Origin of the sequence: Solirubrobacter phytolaccae (genome assembly GCF_027587195.1) — a bacterium.
Classification (GTDB): Bacteria; Actinomycetota; Thermoleophilia; order Solirubrobacterales; family Solirubrobacteraceae; genus Solirubrobacter; species Solirubrobacter phytolaccae.
Genome location: NZ_JAPDDP010000005.1, coordinates 152,918 through 173,241 on the forward strand (window position 1 = coordinate 152,918; position 20,324 = coordinate 173,241).

Annotated in this window: 17 protein-coding genes; 9 read left to right on the forward strand and 8 right to left on the reverse strand. The window is 71.2% G+C overall.

What is annotated here, in order from left to right:
* Positions 1-70: 70 nt before the first annotated feature.
* Together OJ997_RS04590 and OJ997_RS04595 are read left to right on the forward strand one after the other, a co-directional pair.
* Complete coding sequence (locus OJ997_RS04590) at positions 71-343, forward strand: DUF4190 domain-containing protein (protein WP_270023854.1); 273 nt, start codon at positions 71-73, stop codon at positions 341-343.
* Positions 344-377: 34 nt separating this feature from the next.
* A complete protein-coding gene (locus OJ997_RS04595; RefSeq protein WP_270023855.1) occupies positions 378-611 on the forward strand; it encodes a hypothetical protein in 234 nt (77 codons plus the stop codon).
* Here OJ997_RS04595 and OJ997_RS04600 read toward each other — a convergent pair.
* A complete protein-coding gene (locus tag OJ997_RS04600; protein ID WP_270023857.1) occupies positions 608-1,222 on the reverse strand; it encodes a hypothetical protein in 615 nt (204 codons plus the stop codon). The two genes, OJ997_RS04595 and OJ997_RS04600, sit on opposite strands and share 4 nt — an antisense overlap.
* Positions 1,223-1,232: 10 nt before the next feature.
* A complete protein-coding gene (locus OJ997_RS04605; protein WP_270023858.1) occupies positions 1,233-2,606 on the reverse strand; it encodes an aspartate aminotransferase family protein in 1,374 nt (457 codons plus the stop codon).
* A gap of 88 nt (positions 2,607-2,694) precedes the next feature.
* Here OJ997_RS04605 and OJ997_RS04610 point away from each other — a divergent pair, with 88 nt between their 5' ends.
* On the forward strand, positions 2,695-4,095 hold the full coding sequence (locus OJ997_RS04610; RefSeq protein ID WP_270023860.1) for a flavin-containing monooxygenase: 1,401 nt from the start codon (positions 2,695-2,697) through the stop codon (positions 4,093-4,095).
* Here OJ997_RS04610 and OJ997_RS04615 read toward each other — a convergent pair.
* Entirely contained in the window at positions 4,076-5,842 is a 1,767-nt protein-coding gene (locus OJ997_RS04615) for an alpha/beta hydrolase (RefSeq protein WP_270023861.1), read from the reverse strand. The genes OJ997_RS04610 and OJ997_RS04615 overlap by 20 nt on opposite strands.
* A gap of 255 nt (positions 5,843-6,097) precedes the next feature.
* Here OJ997_RS04615 and OJ997_RS04620 point away from each other — a divergent pair, with 255 nt between their 5' ends.
* A complete protein-coding gene (locus OJ997_RS04620) occupies positions 6,098-8,203 on the forward strand; it encodes a DNRLRE domain-containing protein (RefSeq protein WP_270023863.1) in 2,106 nt (701 codons plus the stop codon).
* A 72-nt stretch (positions 8,204-8,275) separates the two neighbouring features.
* Here OJ997_RS04620 and OJ997_RS04625 read toward each other — a convergent pair whose 3' ends face one another.
* Entirely contained in the window at positions 8,276-8,920 is a 645-nt protein-coding gene (locus tag OJ997_RS04625) for a DUF305 domain-containing protein (protein ID WP_270023864.1), read from the reverse strand.
* A 156-nt stretch (positions 8,921-9,076) separates the two neighbouring features.
* Between OJ997_RS04625 and OJ997_RS04630 the strand changes: the two genes are divergently transcribed.
* The 3 genes from OJ997_RS04630 (at position 9,077) to OJ997_RS04640 (ending at position 14,143) form a co-directional block, all read left to right on the forward strand.
* Positions 9,077-11,122: an LVIVD repeat-containing protein gene (locus tag OJ997_RS04630; RefSeq protein WP_270023865.1), complete on the forward strand. Its 2,046-nt coding sequence runs from the start codon at positions 9,077-9,079 to the stop codon at positions 11,120-11,122.
* A 148-nt stretch (positions 11,123-11,270) separates the two neighbouring features.
* Positions 11,271-13,307 (forward strand): LVIVD repeat-containing protein, encoded by a 2,037-nt coding sequence (locus tag OJ997_RS04635; protein ID WP_270023866.1) that lies wholly within the window; start codon positions 11,271-11,273, stop codon positions 13,305-13,307.
* A gap of 38 nt (positions 13,308-13,345) precedes the next feature.
* Positions 13,346-14,143 (forward strand): siderophore-interacting protein, encoded by a 798-nt coding sequence (locus tag OJ997_RS04640; protein WP_270023867.1) that lies wholly within the window; start codon positions 13,346-13,348, stop codon positions 14,141-14,143.
* On the opposite strand, the gene OJ997_RS04645 is transcribed toward OJ997_RS04640, so the two are convergent.
* From OJ997_RS04645 to OJ997_RS04660, 4 genes are all read right to left on the reverse strand, one after another.
* The gene (locus tag OJ997_RS04645) at positions 14,140-14,862 is read right to left on the reverse strand and encodes a metallophosphoesterase family protein (protein ID WP_270023868.1); all 723 of its coding nucleotides are present in this window, start codon (positions 14,860-14,862) and stop codon (positions 14,140-14,142) included. The two genes, OJ997_RS04640 and OJ997_RS04645, sit on opposite strands and share 4 nt — an antisense overlap.
* Entirely contained in the window at positions 14,863-15,579 is a 717-nt protein-coding gene (locus OJ997_RS04650; protein ID WP_270023869.1) for an alpha/beta fold hydrolase, read from the reverse strand.
* A gap of 60 nt (positions 15,580-15,639) precedes the next feature.
* Positions 15,640-16,185, reverse strand: coding sequence for an ArsR/SmtB family transcription factor (locus OJ997_RS04655; RefSeq protein WP_270023870.1), 546 nt, complete (start codon positions 16,183-16,185; stop codon positions 15,640-15,642).
* A 118-nt stretch (positions 16,186-16,303) separates the two neighbouring features.
* On the reverse strand, positions 16,304-16,747 hold the full coding sequence (locus tag OJ997_RS04660; protein WP_270023871.1) for a hypothetical protein: 444 nt from the start codon (positions 16,745-16,747) through the stop codon (positions 16,304-16,306).
* 172 nt (positions 16,748-16,919) lie between these two features.
* Here OJ997_RS04660 and OJ997_RS04665 point away from each other — a divergent pair, with 172 nt between their 5' ends.
* Positions 16,920-18,683 carry a hypothetical protein gene (locus OJ997_RS04665; protein ID WP_270023873.1) on the forward strand — a complete coding sequence of 588 codons (1,764 nt, stop codon included), beginning with the start codon at positions 16,920-16,922 and terminating at the stop codon, positions 18,681-18,683.
* A gap of 113 nt (positions 18,684-18,796) precedes the next feature.
* Positions 18,797-20,324 (forward strand): AAA family ATPase (locus tag OJ997_RS04670; protein WP_270023874.1); only part of this gene is annotated, 1,528 nt, incomplete at its 3' end.

Consider the following 20,324-nt stretch of genomic DNA (forward strand, 5'->3'; position numbering starts at 1 on the left):
TCGTTCTGCTCGGCCCGCCCGCATGCGAAACCCTGACTGAGGGGGCCGATCGTCGGGTATTCGGTGCAGCATGAGCACCTATGGAGAAGTGACGCAGTCGCAGTCCGCTCCGCGGACGCCCGGCAAGGCCACCGCCGCATTCGTCCTCGGCCTCGTGGGACTCGTGCTGATCCCGCTGATCCCGTCCGTCCTCGCGATCGTGCTCGGTGGCGGCGCCAAGCGTGAGATCGACGGCTCGGGCGGAAGCCTCAGCGGTCGCGGCCTGGCCACCGCCGGCGTCGTTCTCGGGTGGGTCGCCCTGGCCATTTGGGCACTGTTCATCGTCGCAATCGTCGCGTTGTAGTTGACACGCCCCGTTCCCACGCGATGATCGCGTCGTGAAGTCCATCGCGTGGGAACGGACGAAGTACGCGGTGGCGTGGCTCGCGGTCGCGGCGCTGCTGCTCGACGACCTGGTCCTCGGCGGTCCGTGCTTCAACGTCGACTGCCCAGGCGATCGCTCTCCGATGGCCGACACCGTGTTCGTCGTCGCGGTGCTCGTGCTGATCGTCTGCGTGATCTGGTGGATCGCGAACCGTCTCCAGCGCTGGATGGACGGTCCGGAGCTCTAGGCGCGGTCGCGCGCGAAGCGCTCGCGGAACGTCGAGCGCGACGTGCGCGACACGCGGCTCAGGTACCAGGCGTTGAAGTCGCCGTACAGCGGGCGCATGCCCGTGAATGGGCCGGCTCCGTCCTTCGCGCGGGCGAGCCCGAGCGCGAGCGACTCCAGGTCGTCGGCGGCCGGATCGAGCGCCGCGGCCAGGACCGGGATGGCCGACGCCCGGTCGGCGCGGTACCCGTAGACCGCCGCGTTGTGCACGAGCGGCGTGCACGCCTCGCTCAGCAGCTGCTCGATCTCGTCGGCGAGGCGTCCGCGGAACTTCCGGCGGTTGATGAACTGCCTGGGCAACGCGACGGGGCGTGCACCGACGAGCGCCAGCTTGTCCGCCGTGGCCTGCGACACGGTCGTGCGCACGTCCTCGAGCGACTGCACCTCGAACCCGGCCTTCGCGTACCGCGCGAGAATCTCGTCCTCGGTGCGGATCCGCCACAGCTCGGGGTCGGCCAGTGCCGACTCGATCGCCTGCCGGACGACGATGACCGTGTCCGGCCCGGGTGTGTGCCCGGAGCGCAGCCGCCAGCGCAGCAGTCGCGCGCTCTGGGTCCGCTCGGGCTGGCTCAAGCCGCGCAGCCTAGTCGGTGACCTCCCGCGCGAAGGCCTCGAAGGCGTCGACGTAGGCCTGCAGGTCCGCTTCGGTGTGCAGGACCGACAGCGTCCACTCCTCGTCCTGGCCGGGCGTCATGAAGATGCCGTGGTTCATGTGGAAGAGCCAGGCGAGGTCGGTGAGCTCGTGGTGGATCTTGGTGAGGTAGTCGCGGTACTCGAGGACGGGCTCGGTGGACATGACGACGCAGCCCTTGGAGCCCATGCCGACCGTGTGCGCGGGCAGCTCGTAGGCCGCGATCACCCGCTCGCACTCGGCCATCAGCTTCGCGTTCAGCGCGTGCAGGCGCGCGTAGGCGTCGTCGGTCAGCACGTCGAGCAACGTCACGGCGGCCGCGGCCATCGTCAGCGGGTTGCCGTTGAAGGTGCCCTGCTGCTTGACGCGGCCGGCGGCGACGAGCTCGCCGAGCGCGGACGTCATGCCGATCGCGCCGCCCGGGAGACCGCCGCAGATCGCCTTGGCCAGGCAGACGACGTCGGGCTTCACGCCGTAGAGCTCGGTGGCGCCGCCGGGCGCCACGGCCGCGCCCGTCTTGACCTCGTCGAAGATCAGCACGGCGCCGGCGGCCGAGCACAGCTCGCGCACGCGCTCGAGGTAGCCCTCGACCGGCGGGACGATGTTCACGTTCATCATCGCCGGCTCCATGATCACGCCGGCCACGTCTTCGCCCAACGCGGCTTCCAAAGCCGCCGCGTCGTTGAACGGCACCACCCGCGTGGCCGCCGCGGTGCCGGGCGCGAAGCCGTCGCCGTAGGGCACGGAGGCGGGCGCCGAGCGCGGGCCCATGCGCTCCGGCGGCGGCTTGACGGACACCATCACGGCGTCGTGGTGCCCGTGGTAGGTGCCCTCGATCTTGATGATCACGTCGCGCCCCGTCGAGCCGCGCGCGAGGTGGATGGCGTCCATGGTCGACTCGGTGCCGGAGTTCGTGAAGCGCCACGCGGGGAGCCCCCAGCGCCGGCGCAGCTCCTCGGCCACGACGATCGAGCCCTCGGTCGGCGCGGCGAAGTGCGTCCCCAGCGCCATCCGCGCCGACACGGCGGCGGCGATCACCGGGTTCGCGTGCCCGACGCACATCACGCCGAAGCCGTTGTGGAAGTCGCGGTACTCGTTGCCGTCGACGTCCCACACCTTCGCTCCGGCCCCGCGCTCCAGGTACACCGGCCACGGCTCGGCCGACTGAAACTGCGAGGGCACGCCACCCGGCATGACGGCGGACGCGCGCGCGAAGTACTCACCCGACCGCGCGGTCCGCGCGCGCAACCTCGCCCGTTCGCGCTGCGTCAACTCCTGCACGCGCGCGGGATCGATGTGCTGCGGCTTCGACAGCGTCGTGGCCATGCGAGTGACACCCCCTGGACGGTGGGAGAAGACCAGCACCGCGAGCGTACTCTCGCGCGGGGCGGAACCTGGTACGGATATCCGGCCTATGCGCGTGGTCATCATCGGCGCCGGGTTCGGTGGCATCGCCGCGGCGATCGAGCTGCGCCGCCACGGCCTGCACGACATCACGATTCTGGACCGCGCCGACGGCCTCGGCGGGACGTGGCTGCTGAACGACTACCCGGGCGCCGCGTGCGACGTCCCGAGCCACCTGTACTCGTACTCGTACGCGCAGCGGCGCACGTGGCCGCGCCTGTGCTCGCCGCGCGACGAGATCCTCGCCTACATCCGCGCCGTCGCCGCTGAGCACGGGATCGACGGGCTCGTCACCCCGAACGTCGAGATCACCCACGCCGACCACACCGACCACTGGACGCTCACCGCGACGGACGGCCGGACCTGGCAGGCCGACGCGCTGATCGTCGCCACCGGCCAGCTGCACCGCACGCACACCCCGCGCCTCCCGGGCGCCGACCGATTCCAGGGCCACGTCTTCCACTCCGCCGAGTGGGACCACGAGTACGACCTCACCGGTAAGCGCGTCGCGGTCATCGGCACGGGCGCGAGCGCCGTCCAGTTCGTGCCGGAGATCGCGCGCGCGGCAAAGCAGCTCGTCGTCTTCCAGAGAACGGGCAACTGGTTCATGCCGCGCAAGAACCACCCGTACCCGCGTGCGGTCAGGGCGCTCATCCGCCGCGTCCCGGGCCTGCAGGCCTACCGGCGCACGTTCGTCTTCCACTACGGCGAATCGCTCACCGCGATGATCCGCCACCCGCGCACGCTCGGCCGCCTCGGCCACGCCAGGTCGGCCCTGTTCATGCGCTGGCAGCTGCGCAACCACCCGCAGCTCCGCAAGCGCATCTGGCCCGACTACACGTTCGGCTGCAAGCGCGTGCTGTTCAGCAGCCACTTCCTGCCGGCCCTCGCGCGCGAGAACGTCACGCTCGTCACGGAGCCGCCGACGGTCACCGAGCACGCCGTCAACGGCCACGAGGTCGACTGCATCATCTACGCGACCGGCTTCAAGGCCACCGACTTCATGTTCCCGCTCGAGATCACCGCCCGCGGCCGCATGCTGCGCGACGCCTGGGCAGACGGCCCGTTCGCGCACCTGGGCATCACGGTCCCCGGCTTCCCGTCGCTGTACCTGATGTACGGGCCGAACACGAACACGAGCGGCGGGTCGATCCTGATCTACCTCGAGGCCCAGGCGAGCTACATCCGCCAGGCGCTCCAGCACGGCGTGCTCGAGGTCCGGCCGGAGGTCGCGGCCGCCTCCGACCGCGACCTCCAGCAGCGCTTCCACGGCACGGCCTGGACGCGCTGCGACTCCTGGTATCGCGACGCGTCCGGCCGCATCGTCACCAACTGGCCGGGTTACATGCGCGAGTACCAGGAGCGCACGAAGACCTTCGATCCGTCCGAGTTCAGCTCCCTCGCACCGTGAACGGCTTCCCGCCCAGCGTGCCGGTCGCGCTCGAACGCGTGAAGCGCACCGTGCCCGCCGCGGCCTGAGAGCCGCTCACGGTCAGCGTCCCGGACGCGCCGCGCAGCGTGCCGGAGACCTTCACGCCGCTCACCCACTCGACCCCGTGGAGCGTGAGCGACGAGCCCTTGCCGGTGACGTACCCCGCCCGCAGGCCGGGCAGCCGGAAGGACTTGTCGGTGTCCACGCCGGCGGTGTCGAACGCGATGCCGGTGAGCGTCACGCGCACCGCGCTGAACGTCTGCCCGGCCTTGCCCGACGTGCCGGTGGCGCGCAGCGCCGAGAGCGAAGCGGGGATGAACGGACCGGCGGGCAGCGCCGCCTGGTCACGCGACTCGAGCTGGGAGCACTGCTGCACGGCCTCTCCACGCAGGAAGGCGACCATGCCCGTGGCGGCGCAGCCGGTGAAGTCGGTCGACAGCACCGAGTGCCCGGCCGACCGCACGGCGAGCAGCTTCCCGTTCGGGTACTGGCCGAGCGTGCGGCGCGCGCTCTCCAGCGGCGTGCGCAGGTCCTGGCGGCCGGCGATGATCAGCACCGGCACGTCGGGCCCGGCGTAGGGGACGCCCTCGGGCTTCGGGGTGGGCGGCCACGTGGCGCACAACCCGGCGAGCGAGGAGTCGAGCACGACCTCCGGGTCGAACGGCGCGAAGGCCTCGGTGCGCGCGGCGACGAACGCCTTCAGCGCGTCGGCGCGAATGGCGACCGGCGAGTCCGGCGCCCACGGCAGCCGCGCCTCGACGCACGACGTGGCCAGCAGGCGCGAGATCGCGCTCCCGGAGCCCCCGCCGCCGTCCTCGCCGAGCGTGACCGACACGAGGTGGATGAGCGGCGCCGCGTCGCCGGCGGCGAGCGAGGCGATGGCGGCCGGCAGGCCGGCGCGCAGCAGCGGCGACGTGTCGCTCGCCGCGATCAAGCTGTAGAGCGAGGCCTGCGTGATCCGGGCCGTCGTCACGCGCCCGCTGGGGGAGACGAGCGGGCCGCGCAGCGCGCCGTCGCCGAGCCGCTCGACCGCGGCCTCGAGCGCGTCGGCGGGGGCCTGCACGGTCTCGTGGCAGACGCCCGGATAGCAGACCTCACGCAGCACGCGCGGGGCACCGAACGTGCGCAGCTCGTCGACCCCGTCGAGCCCGTCGACCGGCGTGGGGGAGTCGAGCACGACCGCCGCGGTCTGCGCCGGGTAGCGGCGCACGTACTCCTGCGCGACCTGCGCGCCGTAGGAGACGCCGAACAGCGTGAGCTTGTCGACACCGAGCGCGATCCGCAGCCGCTCGAGGTCGTGCGCGGTCTGCGAGGTCGTCCAGAAGGCGCGCTTGTCGCCGAGCTTGGTCGCGCACGCGGCGACGTCCTCAGCCTCCTCGACCTCGCAGTCGACGGCGCCCGAGCCGCCGGTCCCGCGCTGGTCGACGGCGACGATGTCGTAGCTCGAGCGCAGCGGCTCGATCAGCTCGGCGAAGTCATTCAGGATCGGCAGAGCGGCCTGGCCGGGACCGCCCGTGAGCAGCACGAGGGTGCCGCTGCGGGTGCCGGTGGCCTTCAGCGTCCCGTACGTCAGGTCGACCGTGCCGGGCGCGGCGCCCTTGTGGTCGAGCGGGACCGTCAACTTCCCGCACTGGGCGCCTTCCGGGCACTGCGCGGAGGCGGTGGCGGGCGCGAGGCCGATGGCCCCGAGGGTCAGTACGGCGAACGTCGCAACGCGTGACAGCAAGTGGGGCCCTCTCTACGAACTGTGAATAAGGAGTGAACCGCTTCGAGCGCGCGCTCAGTCAGCACTCATCAAAATGTAAGCGGTCGCACGTACCAGAAGCTGGCCATCCGGTTCCCGGAGCGGGCTCTCAACAAACAAGATTGCCCACGCGTGTGGTCCTGGAATGGTCGCGACGACCCCGTATGGGGATCCACGATGATCGGAGGGTGCCGCATGCTTGGTCGTACCCGAAAGTCCACGCGATGGGCGGTTGCCGTGACCGCGGCGGCGTTGGCCGTCTGGCCCGCGGTCGCCGCGGCCGACACGGTCAGCATCGAACCGGACGAGATCTGCAACGTCTTCGACAGCGGTGGCGGACAAAACTGCGACTCCGTGTACTTCGCCGTCGGCAACTACACCGACCCGCCGACGCTGAACCAGTACGCGCTCGGGCTGCTCAAGTTCGACGTCGCCGGGAACCTTCCGAGCGGTGCGACCGTGACATCGGCCAAGCTCGTGCTCAACGTCGAAGGAAACGGCTGGGCACCGTACGAGGAGCCCTACACGTGGCAGGCCTCGATCGGCGTGCATCAGATGACGCACGACTGGACCGACGACGTCACCTGGGACGACTACGACGGTGTCAACGCCTGGCCGAACGGCCTCCAGCCCGGTACGAGCGTGACCGACTACGCGGCACCGGACGAGAACGTCGTCATCGACCCCGACCTAGCCAACAGCGCCGACACGGCTTTCGGCTCCTGGGAGTGGGACGTGACACGCACGGTACGGGCGTGGGCGACGAGCAGCGCGCCGAACTACGGGGTCGCAGTGGTCGATCCGGAGCCGACGAACCGCCAGATCACGAACTTCTGGGGCGAGAGCGTGTTCAGCCCCAGCGAGATCCCACGGCTCGAGATCGAGTACACGCTGCCGTGCCCGTCCGACCCATTCGCCGCCGCCCAAGGCGCGTCGGCCGATGCGGTCTACGCCTGGAACGAGGTGCTGCTGGACGTGTATCGCGAGGTCGGTGGGGCGCCGACGCCGCTCAGCCGCGCCGGGGCGATGATGAACGTCGCCATCTTCGACACGTTCAACTCGGTGTTCTTCGCCAAGCTCGAGGACGAGGCGACCGGCACGCCGACGGACGAGCTGTGCGGCTGGGCGTCGTACCGGACGCTCGCGGAGACGCCGCCGACCACCGACGCCGACGACGCGGCCGGGATCGCGGCGCGCGCCGTCCTGCTCGGCCTCTACAGCGATCCCGACGTCGTCGACATCGTCGAGGAAGGCTTCGACGAGCTGGTCTCCGCGACGCCGGACGCCGACGCGGAAGAGCTCGGCGCGTACGTCGCCGCGCAGACGCTGGCTGACCGGGATGAGGACGGGTCCGACGATGCGATGCCTTACACACCCGTCAACACGCCGGGAGCGTGGCGGTCGACCGATGCTGCCTGCGTGGCGCCGGCGACTCCGGGTTGGGGGCTCGTGACGCCGTTCGCGCTGTACAGCGGCTCCCAGTTCCGCGAGTCGCTCCCGGCCGGGCACCTCACCTACGCGAATCTACTCGCAAGCTCAACATACGCCACGCAGTTCCAGGAGGTCAAGGACTATGGGGCCGCGACCGGCTCGTCGCGCAACAGTGACCAGACCGAGCTCGCCTGGTTCTGGGCCAACGACCTCGACCGCACCTACAAGCCGCCCGGGCAGCTGCTCGCCCATACGCGGCTCGTCGCCGAGTCCCAGCCGGCGGCCGACGCGTCGGGCACCCCGACCGAGTTCTTCACGCAGTGGTCGCAGCAGGGCATACGGGTGGCGCGCCTGTTCGCCTCGGTGTCGCTCGCCATGGCCGACGCGGGCATCGCCGCCTGGGACGAGAAGTACCTGACGCCCATCGACCTTTGGCGCCCGATCACGGGCATCCACGAAGCGGACACCGACGGCAACGGGTCGACGTCCGAGGACGACCTCTGGCAGCCGCTGTCGGCCAACCGCTCCGGGGTGAACTTCTCGCCGTGCTTCCCCGCGTGGGTCTCGGGACACGCGACCTTCGGCGCGGCGTGGGCGCAGACGATGGAGGCCGAGTTCCGCGCGCCCGCCCACGACGATCCGTTCCCGCTGACGCTCACGACCGAGGATCCGCACTCTGAGATCGGCGGGCTCGGCTCGAACACCGGCGTGTTCGTGACCCGCGACTTCGACAGCTTCCACGAGGCGGCCCAGGAGAACGCGGACAGCCGGATCTTCCTCGGCGTGCACTGGCGCATGGACGCGGTGAACGGCATGCGGACCGGCCGCCGCGTGGCCGACTACGTCACCGACAGTGAGCTGCGCTGGTCACAGACCTGCGCGAGCTGGAGCTGCGCCACGGCGATCCCGTAGCGCGCTGACGGGCGACGGGACCGCGGCGTCGATCGAGGTCCCGTCGACCCCAGCTTCTTGCCACCGCGGCACTCAGAGCTTCTTCGACAGCTCGGCCATGCGCCCGATCTCGATGCTCTGATCGGAGTCCACGTGCCCGACGAACTGGTTGATCTCTGACTCGCTGGCCCCGCCTTCGCTGATCAGCTCCTGCACCATCACGAGCGCGCCCTGGTGGTGCTGGGTCATGTACCGCAGAAACAGCTGGTCGAACCGCTTGCCCTTCGCGGCCTTCAGCTCGGCCAGCTGCTCGTCGGTGAGCATGCCCGGCATCCCGGAGTGGCCCGCGTGGTCGGGCTCGGTGCCGAAGTTGCGGGCCTTGAGCCAGCGCTTCATGAACTCGACCTCGTCGGTCTGGGAGACCTCCATGCGCTTCGCCATCAGCCGCACGCTGGTGTTCGAGCCCTGGCGGGGGACGAGCGCCGTCATGACCAGCGCCTGGTCATGGTGGGCGATCATCTTCTGCATGAACTCGACGTCCGCGGGGACGAAGCCGCCGCCCTTGGGCGTCGGCACCGGTGTGGCCTTGCGGGACGGCTCGCCGGGGGCGCCCGGCTGGACGTAGTTGACGTTCGGGTCGGCGGTCGCCGTCTGCTCCGCCGGGGCCGCCGCGTCGGGGGCCGCTGGATCGTCCTGCTTGGAGCCGCCACAACCCACCAGAACGGCGGCAATCGCCACCAGTGTCAACCCTGACCTCATTGCGCCAATGTAACGCCATGGGGACAGGTTGAGAACGAGATGAGTTGCACTTGACCCCTCGATGAGGATATTTTCCGGTCTGAGGGCCCGCGGTCCGCGGGAGCACACACCGTTATGGAGGGGGTTTCCATACCTATGTCGCATGACGCGACGTCGGCCCGATCTGCACGTCGGGCCTCGCGAAAGCTGCTCGGAGCCGCCTTAGGCGCGGTCGTCCTGGCCGGCGCCACCGCCGCCACGGCGTCCGCCCAGCAGTACCCCGTCACCTCGGGTGACCCGCGCATCGGGCTCGCGCCCGGCGCCGACAACAGCGCCGGGCAGGCCGCCAAGGGCCTGCAGCTGCTCGCGAACCGGCCGAAGCCCGCGAACGTCGCCGGCGTCACCTCGGACGCCGCCTTCCAGGGCGACTACGCGTTCGTCGGCAACTTCGAAGGCATCAACATCTACAACATCGCCGACCCGGCGGACCCGAAGCTCGTCACGGCGATGTCCTGCCCGGGCAGCCAGAACGACGTCTCGGTCTACGGCAAGTGGTTGTTCGTCTCGGTCGAGTCCGGCCCGTCGACGAAGAGCTGCGGACGCGCGACGGCCGCCACGCCTGACAGCGAGCGGTTCCGCGGCATTCGCATCTTCGACATCTCCAACCCCGCCAACCCGCAGAACGCGGGCGGTGTGGAGACGTGCCGCGGTTCGCACACGCACACGCTCGTGCGGCCGAAGAACGACAAGGACAACGTGTACATCTACGTGTCCGAGACGTCCGGCCTCGCCAGCGCCGCTCAGCTCGAGGGCTGCGCCGGTGCCGATCCGACCAACCCGAACAGCTCCTACTGGCGGATCGACGTCATCAAGGTCCCGCTGGCGGACGCCTCGCAGGCCGCGATCGTCGACCAGCCGCGCCTCTTCAAGGACGAGGCGACCGGCCGCATGGACGGTCTGCAGAACACCGTCCCGACGCCTCAGCACCCGTGCGCGTCCGCGACGCCCGCCTGCTCGGGCAACGTGAACGGCAACCCGAACCCCGGTGGCGCCTCGTGGTCGCCGCAGCCGATCACGGATGCGTGCCACGACATCACGGTCTACGAGGAGATCGACCTCGCGGCCGGCGCCTGCGAGGGCAACGGCATCCTGATCGACATCTCCAACCCGGCCGCGCCGAAGCGCATCGACGCGGTGGCCGACCCGCTGTTCGCCTACTGGCATGGCGCGACGTTCTCCAACGACGGCAAGGCCGTGCTGTTCACGGACGAGTGGGGCGGCGGCAACTACGCTCGCTGCCGTGCTGCCGACCAGCTGAGCTGGGGCGCGGACGCGATCTACGAGATCGTCAACAAGAAGCTCGTGTTCCGCAGCTACTACAAGCTGCCGGTGGCGCAGACGAACGCCGAGAACTGCGTCTCGCACGTCGGCAATCTCGTCCCGCACCCGACGCGCAACCTGATGATCCAGGCGTGGTACCAGGGCGGCGCGTCGCTGATCGACTGGACCGACCTGAGCAAGCCGAAGGAAATCGGCTTCTTCGACCGCGGTCCGGTCAACGCGGCGGGCAACCCGTCGTCCGGCGGCTTCTGGTCGACGTACTGGTACAACGGCCGCATCTACGGAACGGAGATCGCGCGCGGTCTTGACACGTTCAAGCTCACGCCGACGGCCGACCTGTCGGCCGAGGAGATCGCGATCGCCGAGGGGCTGCAGAAGAGCCCACGCGTGAACCCGCAGAGCCAGGACATGATCAAGTGGCAGGCGCCGCCGGTCACCGCCCCGGTGGGCGGCAACGTCCCGGCCACGCTGTCGCTGTCGCTGGGCGTGCCGGCCTCGTTCGGCGCGTTCACGCCGGGCCTGCCGAAGGTCTACGAGGCCTCCACGAAGGCCACGATCATCTCCACCGCCGGTGACGCGCTCCTGAGCGTCGCCGATCCGTCGAGCACCGCCACCGGCCACCTGGTCAACGGCGCGTTCTCGCTGCCGCAGCCGCTGCAGGTCCGCGCTCGCAACGCGGCCAACACCGGCACGGCGTACAACAACCTCGGGTCGGGCCTGAACCTCCTGACCTACAGCGGCCCCATCTCCAACGATGAGGTCCAGCTCCAGTTCGCGCAGGAGATCAAGGCCGGCGACGCGCTCCGAACGGGCACGTACTCGAAGACCTTGACCTTCACGCTCTCGACGACGAACCCGTAGGTTCGAGCGCGGCGGGCCTGCCTTCGGGCGGGCCCGCCGCCCACGTCGTCGCCAGCGCTCCGGTTGCCCGGTTGCTCACCCGGCTCTCACTGTTTATGGTCCTCCACTGAGGGTTTCTCTCATCTGTTGAGGCGGAGAGGAGTGGCGTATGTCGGGACTCGGGGCGCGTGTTCGACTGGCGTTGGTAGCGGGGGCGGTGGTGTGCTCCGGTGCGCTCGCGGCATCGGCCTCGGCGCAGCTGCCGAGCACGACCGACCCACGCGTCGGCCTGTCCGCGGGCTTCGACAACGCCGGGGTGGCGAAGCGGGGCATCGAGCTGCTCGCCAACCGCCCGAAGCCGGCCGGCTGGGGTACGCCCGGCGAGGTCGCGTTCTTCAACTCCGACATGGCCTTCCAAGGCAACTACGCGTTCGTCGGCGGCTGGAACGGCTTCCAGATCTTCGACATCTCCAACCCGTCGGCACCGGTCCTGAAGACCGCGGCCGTGTGCCCGGGCGGCCAGGGTGACCTGTCGGTCTACGGGAACCTGCTGTTCGTCTCCGTCGAGGAGACGCGCGCCCGCAAGGACTGCAAGCTCGCCTCGGAGGAGAACGGCCCGACGACGTCGGCGAACCGCTTCCGCGGCGTCCGCATCTTCGACATCTCCGACATCAACAACCCGCAGAACAAGGGCGGCGTGCAGACGTGCCGGGGCTCGCACACGCACACGCTGGTCGAAGGCAAGGGCGATCCGAGCTCGGTCTACATCTACGTGTCCGGCACCTCCGGCACGGTCGGCCAGACCGACGACATCGCCACGTGTGACGCCGGCCCGGCGACCAACGCGAACCCGTCGCAGTGGCGCATCGAGGTCATCAAGGTGCCGTTGGCGAACCCGACGGCCGCGGCGATCGTCAACGAGCCGCGAGTCTTCAAGAACGAGCAGACCGGGGCGCTGAACGGGCTGCAGAACCTGCCGCAGACGCAGAACCACCCGTGCACCGCGACGTCGCCGAACGCTCCGGGTGGCGGTTGCCAGACCGGCGCGACGGGCCCGACCGGCAACTGGCAGCCCGTGCCGGACACGAACTCCTGCCACGACATCACGGTCTTCGAGTCCCAGGACATCGCGGCCGGCGCGTGCGAGGGCAACGGCCTGCTGCTGGACATCAGCGACCCGGCCAACCCGCGCCGGATCGATGCCGTGGCCGACCCGCTGTTCGCCTACTGGCACGGCGCGACGTTCTCCAACGACGGCCGCTACGTCGTCTTCACCGACGAGTGGGGTGGCGGCACGAACCCGCGCTGCCGCGCGACCGACCAGCTGAGCTGGGGCGGCAACGCGATCTACGAGATCGTCAATCGCAAGCTCGTGTTCCGCAGCTACTACAAGATGCCGGCGGCGCAGACCGTCACTGAGAACTGCGTCAGCCACATCCCGTCGATCGTGCCGGTCGAAGGCCGCCACGTCTTCGTCCAGGCCTGGTATCAGGCGGGCGCCTCGATGGTGGACTTCACCAACGCGGCGGCGCCGAAGGAGATCGGCTACTACGACCGCGGCCCGATCAGCGCGACCACGCTCGTGTTCGGCGGCTGGTGGTCGACGTACTGGTACAACGGCACGATCTACGCGTCCGAGCTCTCGCGCGGCTTCGACTCGCTCGCGCTGACGCCGACGACCGACCTGACGGCGGCCGACCTGGCCACGACGAAGAACGTCCTGCAGTCGCAGCGGCTGAACGTGCAGACGCAGCAGCCCTACCTGCGGACGTCGACGTCCGAGGACGGCAACGTCGGCGGCACGGTCCCGGCGACGCTCGGGCTGTCGTTGGGCACGCCGGCGAACTTCGGCACGTTCACTCCGGGCGTCCCGAGGACGTACGAGGCCAGCACGAAGGCGACCGTGATCTCGACGGCCGGTGACGCGCTGCTGAGCGTGTCCGACGCGGGCCCGAACCCGGGCTTCCTGGTCAACGGCGCGTTCAAGCTCACCGAGCCGCTGCAGGCGCGGGCGCGCAACGCGACCAACACCGGCACGGCCTACAACAACGTGGGCTCGGTGCTGAACCTCCTGCAGTACTCGGCGCCGATCTCCAACGACGAGGTCCAGCTGCAGTTCTCGCAGAAGATCAACGCCAACGACGCCCTGCGCACGGGCACGTACTCGAAGACGCTGACGTTCACGCTGTCGACGACGAACCCGTAAGGCTCGCGACGCACCGGGGTTAGGGTACCCTAACCCCGGTGCTCACCGCGACGTTGAAGGACACGCTCGAGGTCACGCCCCGGATGCTGCGGCTGACCTTCGAGGTACCCGGCGCAGCGCAGGACGGTCGCCCCGACGACTGGCTGCAGATCTTCTTCGGGGAGCCGGGGGATCACGAGAACCGGCGCAACTACACGGTCCGCGCGCTGCGGCCGGGCGAAGTCGTCGTCGACTTCGCACTGCATGCCGGCGGGCTCGCGGCGACGTGGGCGCGGGAGGCGCGTCCGGGCGCGGAGCTCGTGTGGATCGAGACCGAAGGCGGCTACGACCCGCCGCCGGATGCGCAGTGGCAGCTGCTCGTCGGCGACCTCACGGCGCTCCCGGCGATCGGGCGGATCGTCGAGGGCCTGCCCGCCGGCACCCGCGCGAAGGTCGTCGCCGAGGTGTTCGACGAGGCCGACCGCCAGGAGTGGCAGACCGAGGCGGACCTCGACGTGCGCTGGCTGCACGGCAGCGGCGACGGCGCGGCGGGGAGCCGGCTCGACGACGTCGTGCGCTCCTGCCCCGATCCCTTCGAGGACGGCTACGTCTGGATGGCCGGGGAGACGCGCACCGTGCGCTCCGCCCGCCGCTACCTGCGCCACGAGCTCGGCGTGGACCGCACGCGCTACTCGCTCACCGGCTACTGGCTCGCGCGCAGCGAGGAGTGGCTCGAGCGCTACGCGCCGATCGCCGATGACATGGCGGAGCTGTGGGAGAGCGGCGTGGCCTCCGGGCGCGACCCCGAAGAGCTGCAGGACGACTACGACAACGCGCTCGAACGGGCCGGGCTCTAGCCGTCGTCCAAGCCGAGCGCGCGGGCTCGTTCGCGGGCGGGCGCCGGGTCGTAGGGCGCGCGGTGCCACGTGGCGGTTCGCTGTTCGACGTCCAGCTCGAGCCAGAACGCGCCGTCGGCCGCCTCGGCGTCCAGCGCCGCGAACCAGCCCTTGCGCGGCGGCACGGGCGCGCCGACCGCTCCCGGGTTCAGCAGCCACTTGCCGGTGCTGACGTCCAGCGGCTCGTCCAGGACGATCGGCACGCGCCGGCGGCCGGGCGTGAACGCCGCGGCGGTGTGCGTGTGCGCGACGAGGCCGAGGTCCGCGCGCTGCAGCTTCAGCGCGGCGGGCGCGGTGGACGGCGTCACGAACTCCCACACCGGGTTGCGCGGCCCACCGTGCCAGCACTGCACGCCCTCGCGGCGCGCGGCGGGGCGGCGGTGGCGCATCCAGTCGAGGTCGTCCTCGGACAGCGTCGCCTGCGCATGGAGGAGCGAGGCGGTCGCGTCGCCGAGCCGGGACGGGTCGACCGAGCCGGTCGCCGCGTAGTCGTGGTTGCCCATCAGCGCCACTGAGCAGCGCGCCCGCGTGGTGCGGACGACGTGAACCGGGTCCGGCCCGCCGCCGATCATGTCCCCGAGCGACCACAGCGCGTCCACCTCGGCGTGGTCGGCCGCGGCCACCACCGCGTCGAGCGCGTCGGCGTGGGCGTGCGCGTCGCCGAAGACCGCGATCCGCATCTACGCAGTGTGCTGCTCGAGCGCCGCGACCACGGTGTCCCAGTGCCGGCGCGGCGGATACTCGTGCCCGGTCTCCGGCAGCACGAGCAGCGTCGCGCCGGGGATCTCGCGCGCGAGCGTCTCGCCGTGCTCGAGCGGGAACATCGGGTCCTGCGCGCCGTGGATCACGAGCGTCGGCACCGTGATCTCACCCAGCCGATCCCGCCACGGTGGGCCGAACGAGAAGCCCTCGAGCGACGGCGGCGGCGTGCCGCGGTCGGCGACACGGACCGCGATCTCCCGCTGCGTCGCTTCGTCGAAGCGCGGCGAGTACGCGCGTTCGGCCTCGACCACGTACTGGATCACGGCCGCGCGATCGGTCCAGTCCGGCGTGGGCGGCTCGTGGTCGAACAGGCCGTCGGCGGGCGCGGGCAGGTCGTCGCCGCCGGGCGTGGTGGCGATCAGCGTGAGCGAGGCGACGCGCTCCGGGTGGGCCAGCGCGAGCTTCTGCGCGACCATCCCGCCGAGCGAGAGGCCGACGACGTGGGCACGGTCGATCAGGTCGAGCGCCTGGCGCACGAGGCCGTCGAGATCGGGGCCGTCGAGGTCGTAGCGGATGACGTGGCGGCCGGTGGCCGCGAGGCGCGCGCACAGCTCGTCGTGCCACGAGAACAGCGTGTTGCCGGCGCCGTGCAGGAGGAGGATCGCCGGGTCCGAGGGAGCTCCGAAGGTGTCCATACGGAGCTTTGACGGCCGGGCGCGAGCGAACTCATCGCTCGCGCCCGGGTCGTGATGCGTCTACGCGCGCTTGAAGTGCAGCAGCGCGAGCTCCGTCTGGAACACGCCGTCCGTGCCGCGCCCGGCGGACTCGGCGGCGATCGCGAGCGCCTGCTCGTGCGTCTTGGCGAGGAGCTTGTTCAGCTTCTTCCACGCCTTCTCGTCGAGCTCGATCGGGGTGCGGGTGAGCACCACCTCGGGGTCGGTGAGCTTGTCCGCGTCCGCGGCGGCCGCGAGATCCTCCACGAGCGACGTGAGCGTCCCGTTCGAGAGCTCGCCGCGCAGCTGCGAGGGCAGCGTGCGCCACGTGGCGTCCTCGAGGTTCGGGCGCGCCGTCGCCTTGTAGAAGTGCTGCAGCGCGCCGCGCACGGGCTCCGTGCGGACGAGCTCGACGCAGTTGTAGTCGCGCAGCATCCGGACGTGATAGCTGACGACGCCGAGCGGCGCGCCCAGCTCCTCAGCGAGATCACCGGGGCTGGAAACACGCTCGCCGAGGCGCTGCAGGATCTGCGCACGGAGCGGATGGGCGAGGGCTTTGGCGATGCGGGCCTCGGAGGTTTCCCCCACGGGCCGGCCGTTACTTGACGAAGTGCTGGGCATGGTCGACTTCCAACGTATGGATGGTTCGTCAAGGAATGCCATGCGGTTCGTCAAATTCACGTCAAGGTCGCCGCAGCCCGTTCGATCAGCTCTCCTCGAACTTGTAGCCGCTCGCCATCAGTTCCTTCTGCGCGGCCTCGAGCTCCTTCACGCCCGCGGAGGTCTGGATCCCGCCGAGGATCTCGACCATCTTCGTCGGGTCCTTGTCGCGCGCCGCGGTGGCGCCGTCGCGGAACGTGTTCGCGATCTCGGTGAGGCCCTTGATCATGCGGGCGTGGGCGTGCTCGGCGTCGTCGGGCGGGGTGATGCCCTCCAGGTCGGCGACGGCGGAGTCGATCACCTTGCCGCCCTGCTCGAGGTCGGTCGCGATCTGCTCCGGCTCTCCGCTGGGGTTGACGGTGCTCAGCGACTTCGTCAAGGCGGTCTGCGCCTCGTTGACGCTGTTGACGTAGTCGTTCTTCTCGGCGGTCGAGCCGCAACCGGCCGCCAGGCAGGCCACCGCGAGGGCGGCGAGGATGGTGCGCTTCATCTGAAGTTGTCTCCGGGTCGATCGGTGGGGAGGAGGCCGCGATTCTCGGGAGTGACCCCACCGCCGACAATCAGGGTGCGACCCTGGACTTAGGGGCCTCGGGGACCCTGAGGCCAAAGTCCAGGGCAGCGCACGGATTGTCGGGGTGTCGTCGCGGGGCTTGAGTGCCCGGATGCTCAGACGCCTCTCACTTCTCCTGGCCGCGTCCGCCCTCGCGCTCCCCGCGACCGCCTCTGCGGCGACCGCCGATCTCGACCGCGGCTTCGGCGACCGCGGCGAGGTCAAGTTCCTCGCCGACCAGACCCGCGCGGTCGCGCTGCAGCCCGACGGGAAGCTCGTGCTCGTCGCCGATCACAAGAACGCCGTCGGCCGCGTGCATCGACTCACCCGCGACGGCAAGCCGGACCCGACGTTCGGCGAGCAGGGCATGATCACGCTCGATCTGCCGGGCGGCACCGATCGTCTGCGCGCGGTCGTGATCCAACCCGGCGGGAAGATCGTCGTCGGCGGCTCGGTCAACGGCCGCTCACGGCTGTGGCGCTTCGACACGCACGGGCGACCCGACCCCAGCTTCGGCACGGACGGCGTGGTCGCGGTCACGACCGAGAACACGACGGAGAACCTGACCGCGCTCACGATCGCGCCGGACGGCAAGCTCGTCGCCGCGGGTGAGACGGTCGCCGGGCTCGGCGACGCGATCGTCTGGCGCCGCCACGGGCACGACGGCTCACCCGACGCGACGTTCAACAACGGCGGCAAGTTCCACTTCGGCCTCGATCCCGAGTCGCTGGACGGCGCGACCGGCGTCGCCGTGCAGGCCGACGGGCGCATCCTGGTGACGGGCAAGACGGACGCCGACGCGTTTGTCGCCCGGCTCGACCCGGTCATCAAGTTCGACGAGACGTTCCGCGAGAAGGGCAAGGTCCGGCTCGACGTCGGCGGGACCGAGGTCGGGCACGCGATCGCGGCGCTGCCCGACGGCAAGATCGTCGTCGCGGGCCAGACGACCGTGGGCCACAACGGGATCGTCTGGCGGATGGACTCCACGGGCGCCCCCGACGGGACGTTCAATGGGATCGGGGTCCAGTTCATCGACAGCGCCGCGGACGAGGTCGTCCGCGCGGTGCTGCCCCAGCGCGACGGCAAGCTCGTGCTCGTGGGCGGGACGACTGCAGGTGCGGGCGGCGGCGACAGCGCGTTCTACCGGCTCACGGAGGGCGGCAAGCTGGACGTGACGTTCGAGGGCGACGGCGCGATCGGCTACGACAGCGGCGCGGCCGAGACCCTGCACGGCGCGGCGCTGCAGGAGGACGGGAACATCGTCGGCGTGGGCACGTCGGGTGGCTACGGGATCGTCTACCGGCTGCTCGGCGACCCGCACGTGGTCACCGTCGGCGTGAGCGGGCCGGGCCGCGTCGTCTCCGACCCGGCCGGGCTCGACTGCCCGGGACGGTGCAGCGCGCCGTTCGACGTGGGGACCGTGGTGCGGCTGCGGGCCTCGGTCGGCGCGAACGCCGGGTTCACGGGCTGGTTCGGGGCGCCGTGCACGGGCGGTGAGTGCGCGCTGAAGGTGCACGGGCCGCTCACGGTGGGCGCGGACTTCTTCGCGCTGCCGGCGCCGCCGGTGGTGGTGGAGGGTGGGCTGCCGCCGCGCTCGGGTGGCGGGCCGGGCACGCCGCCGCCGGATACGACCGCGCCGCGGATCACGCGAGCCTGGGTGGTTGGACGGACGATCAACTTCCGGCTCTCGGAGGCGGCGCGCGTGACGGCCACGGTCAAGCGCGGGAAGCGGGTGATCACGCGCGTGAGCGGTGACGGACGGTCGCTGAAGATCCGCAAGCGGCTTGCGCGAGGGCGCTACTCGGTGGAGCTCGTGGCGGTCGACGCGGCGCGCAACCGGTCGAGTCGGGTCGTGCTGCGGATGCGCGTGTCCTGAGCGCGGAAACACTGGGGCTGGCCCTACCGTGCTCCGGTCGCGTGACCGGGAAAATGGTTCGGGCAGCCCCACTTGACCCGTCGCTGGCGCCTTGAGACCGTCGTCCGGCGACCATGAGCCGGCTTCGATCCACCACCGTTCTCTCGCCGTTGATCGAGCGAGACCCAGAGCTAGAGACGCTGCAGACCGCCGTGCGCGCGGGGCGCGGCGTGGTTGTCATCGAGGCGGCCGCGGGCCTGGGCAAGACCGCCCTGCTCGAGCAGGGCGCGGCCCTCGCCGGCGCCGACGGGTGGACGGTGCGGCGGGCCGCGCCGAGCCCGCTCGAGCAGCGGTTGCCGTTCGGCGTCGTGCGCGCGTTGCTGGAGGCGCCGGCCCGCGAGTACCCGGAGCTGATGGACGGCGCGGCGTGCGCCGCGGGCGAGCTGCTGCGCGACGGCGTCTCGCCGCACGGCGACTCCTCGCTGCTGACGATCGCGCACAGCACGCTGTGGTTCTGCTCCGCCTTGGCGTCGGAGGCGCCGCTGGCGCTGGTGGTCGACGATGCCCAGTGGGCCGACCGGATGTCGCTCGGCGTGCTCGCCTACCTCGCGCGGCGGATCGAGGACCTGCCGCTGGCGCTGTTCGTCGGCACGCGCACGTCCTCGGACCTGCTGTCGCTGCTGGGCGGCGTGCGCACGGCGACCGTGCTGCACCCGCGCCCGCTGTCGGCGCGCGGTGCCGCCGAGCTGATCCGGCGCGTCGCGCCGGAGACACCCGGCCCGGTCTGCCGTGACCTCCAGCGCGCGACCGGCGGCGTGCCGTGGCTCATCACCGAGCTCGCGCTGACCGCGCCGGGCGAGATCTCCGAGCCGGCCCGGGCCCGCGTGCGGCGCCGGCTGGCCGAGCTCGCGGCGCGTGAGCGGGCCGTGATCGAGGCGCTGGCCGTGGTCGGCGAGGACGCCTCGCCGCACGTGCTCGCCGAGGTCGCGGGCGTCTCCGTCGGCGAGGTCCCGCTCGCGCGCGACCTGCTCGTGGACGCCGGGCTGCTGGCCACGGACTGCGACCACTTCGTGCACGGCGTGATCGCGACGGCGATCGCCGCCGAGCTGACGTGCGGGGAGCGCGAGCGCCTGCACCGCGCCGCGGCCCGCGCGCTGATCGGCGCCGGCGCGGACCCCCGCACGGTCGCCGGCCACCTGCTCGAGGTCAGCCCGTCCGCGAACCCGGAGATCACGGCCTGGCTGGTCGCCGCCGCCGAGGACTCCCGCGGCGAGGAAGCGTCCACCTACCTGCGCCGCGCCCTGGACGAGGGCGCGCCGACCGACGACCGCGCGGCGCTCCTCGCCGCTCTGGGCATCGCGTCCTTCGACGCCGCTCTGCCCGACGCCCACGACTGGCTCCGCGCCGCCGCCGACGAGGGCGTGCGCACGGTCGACGTCGTCTCCCGCCTGGCCGGCCTCGGCGAGGCGCTGGACGACTCCGCGGCCGCCCTCGACGCCTACGTCGAGGACACGCCCGAGCACGCACGCCGAGTGGCCGCGCTCGTGGCAAGGCGCGACGACGCTGGGGCCTCTCGCGGCGCGGCGGCGCGCGGCGACGGCGCGCACGGCGATGGCGCGCACGGCGATGGCGCGCACGGCGATGGCGCGCACGCGCACGGCG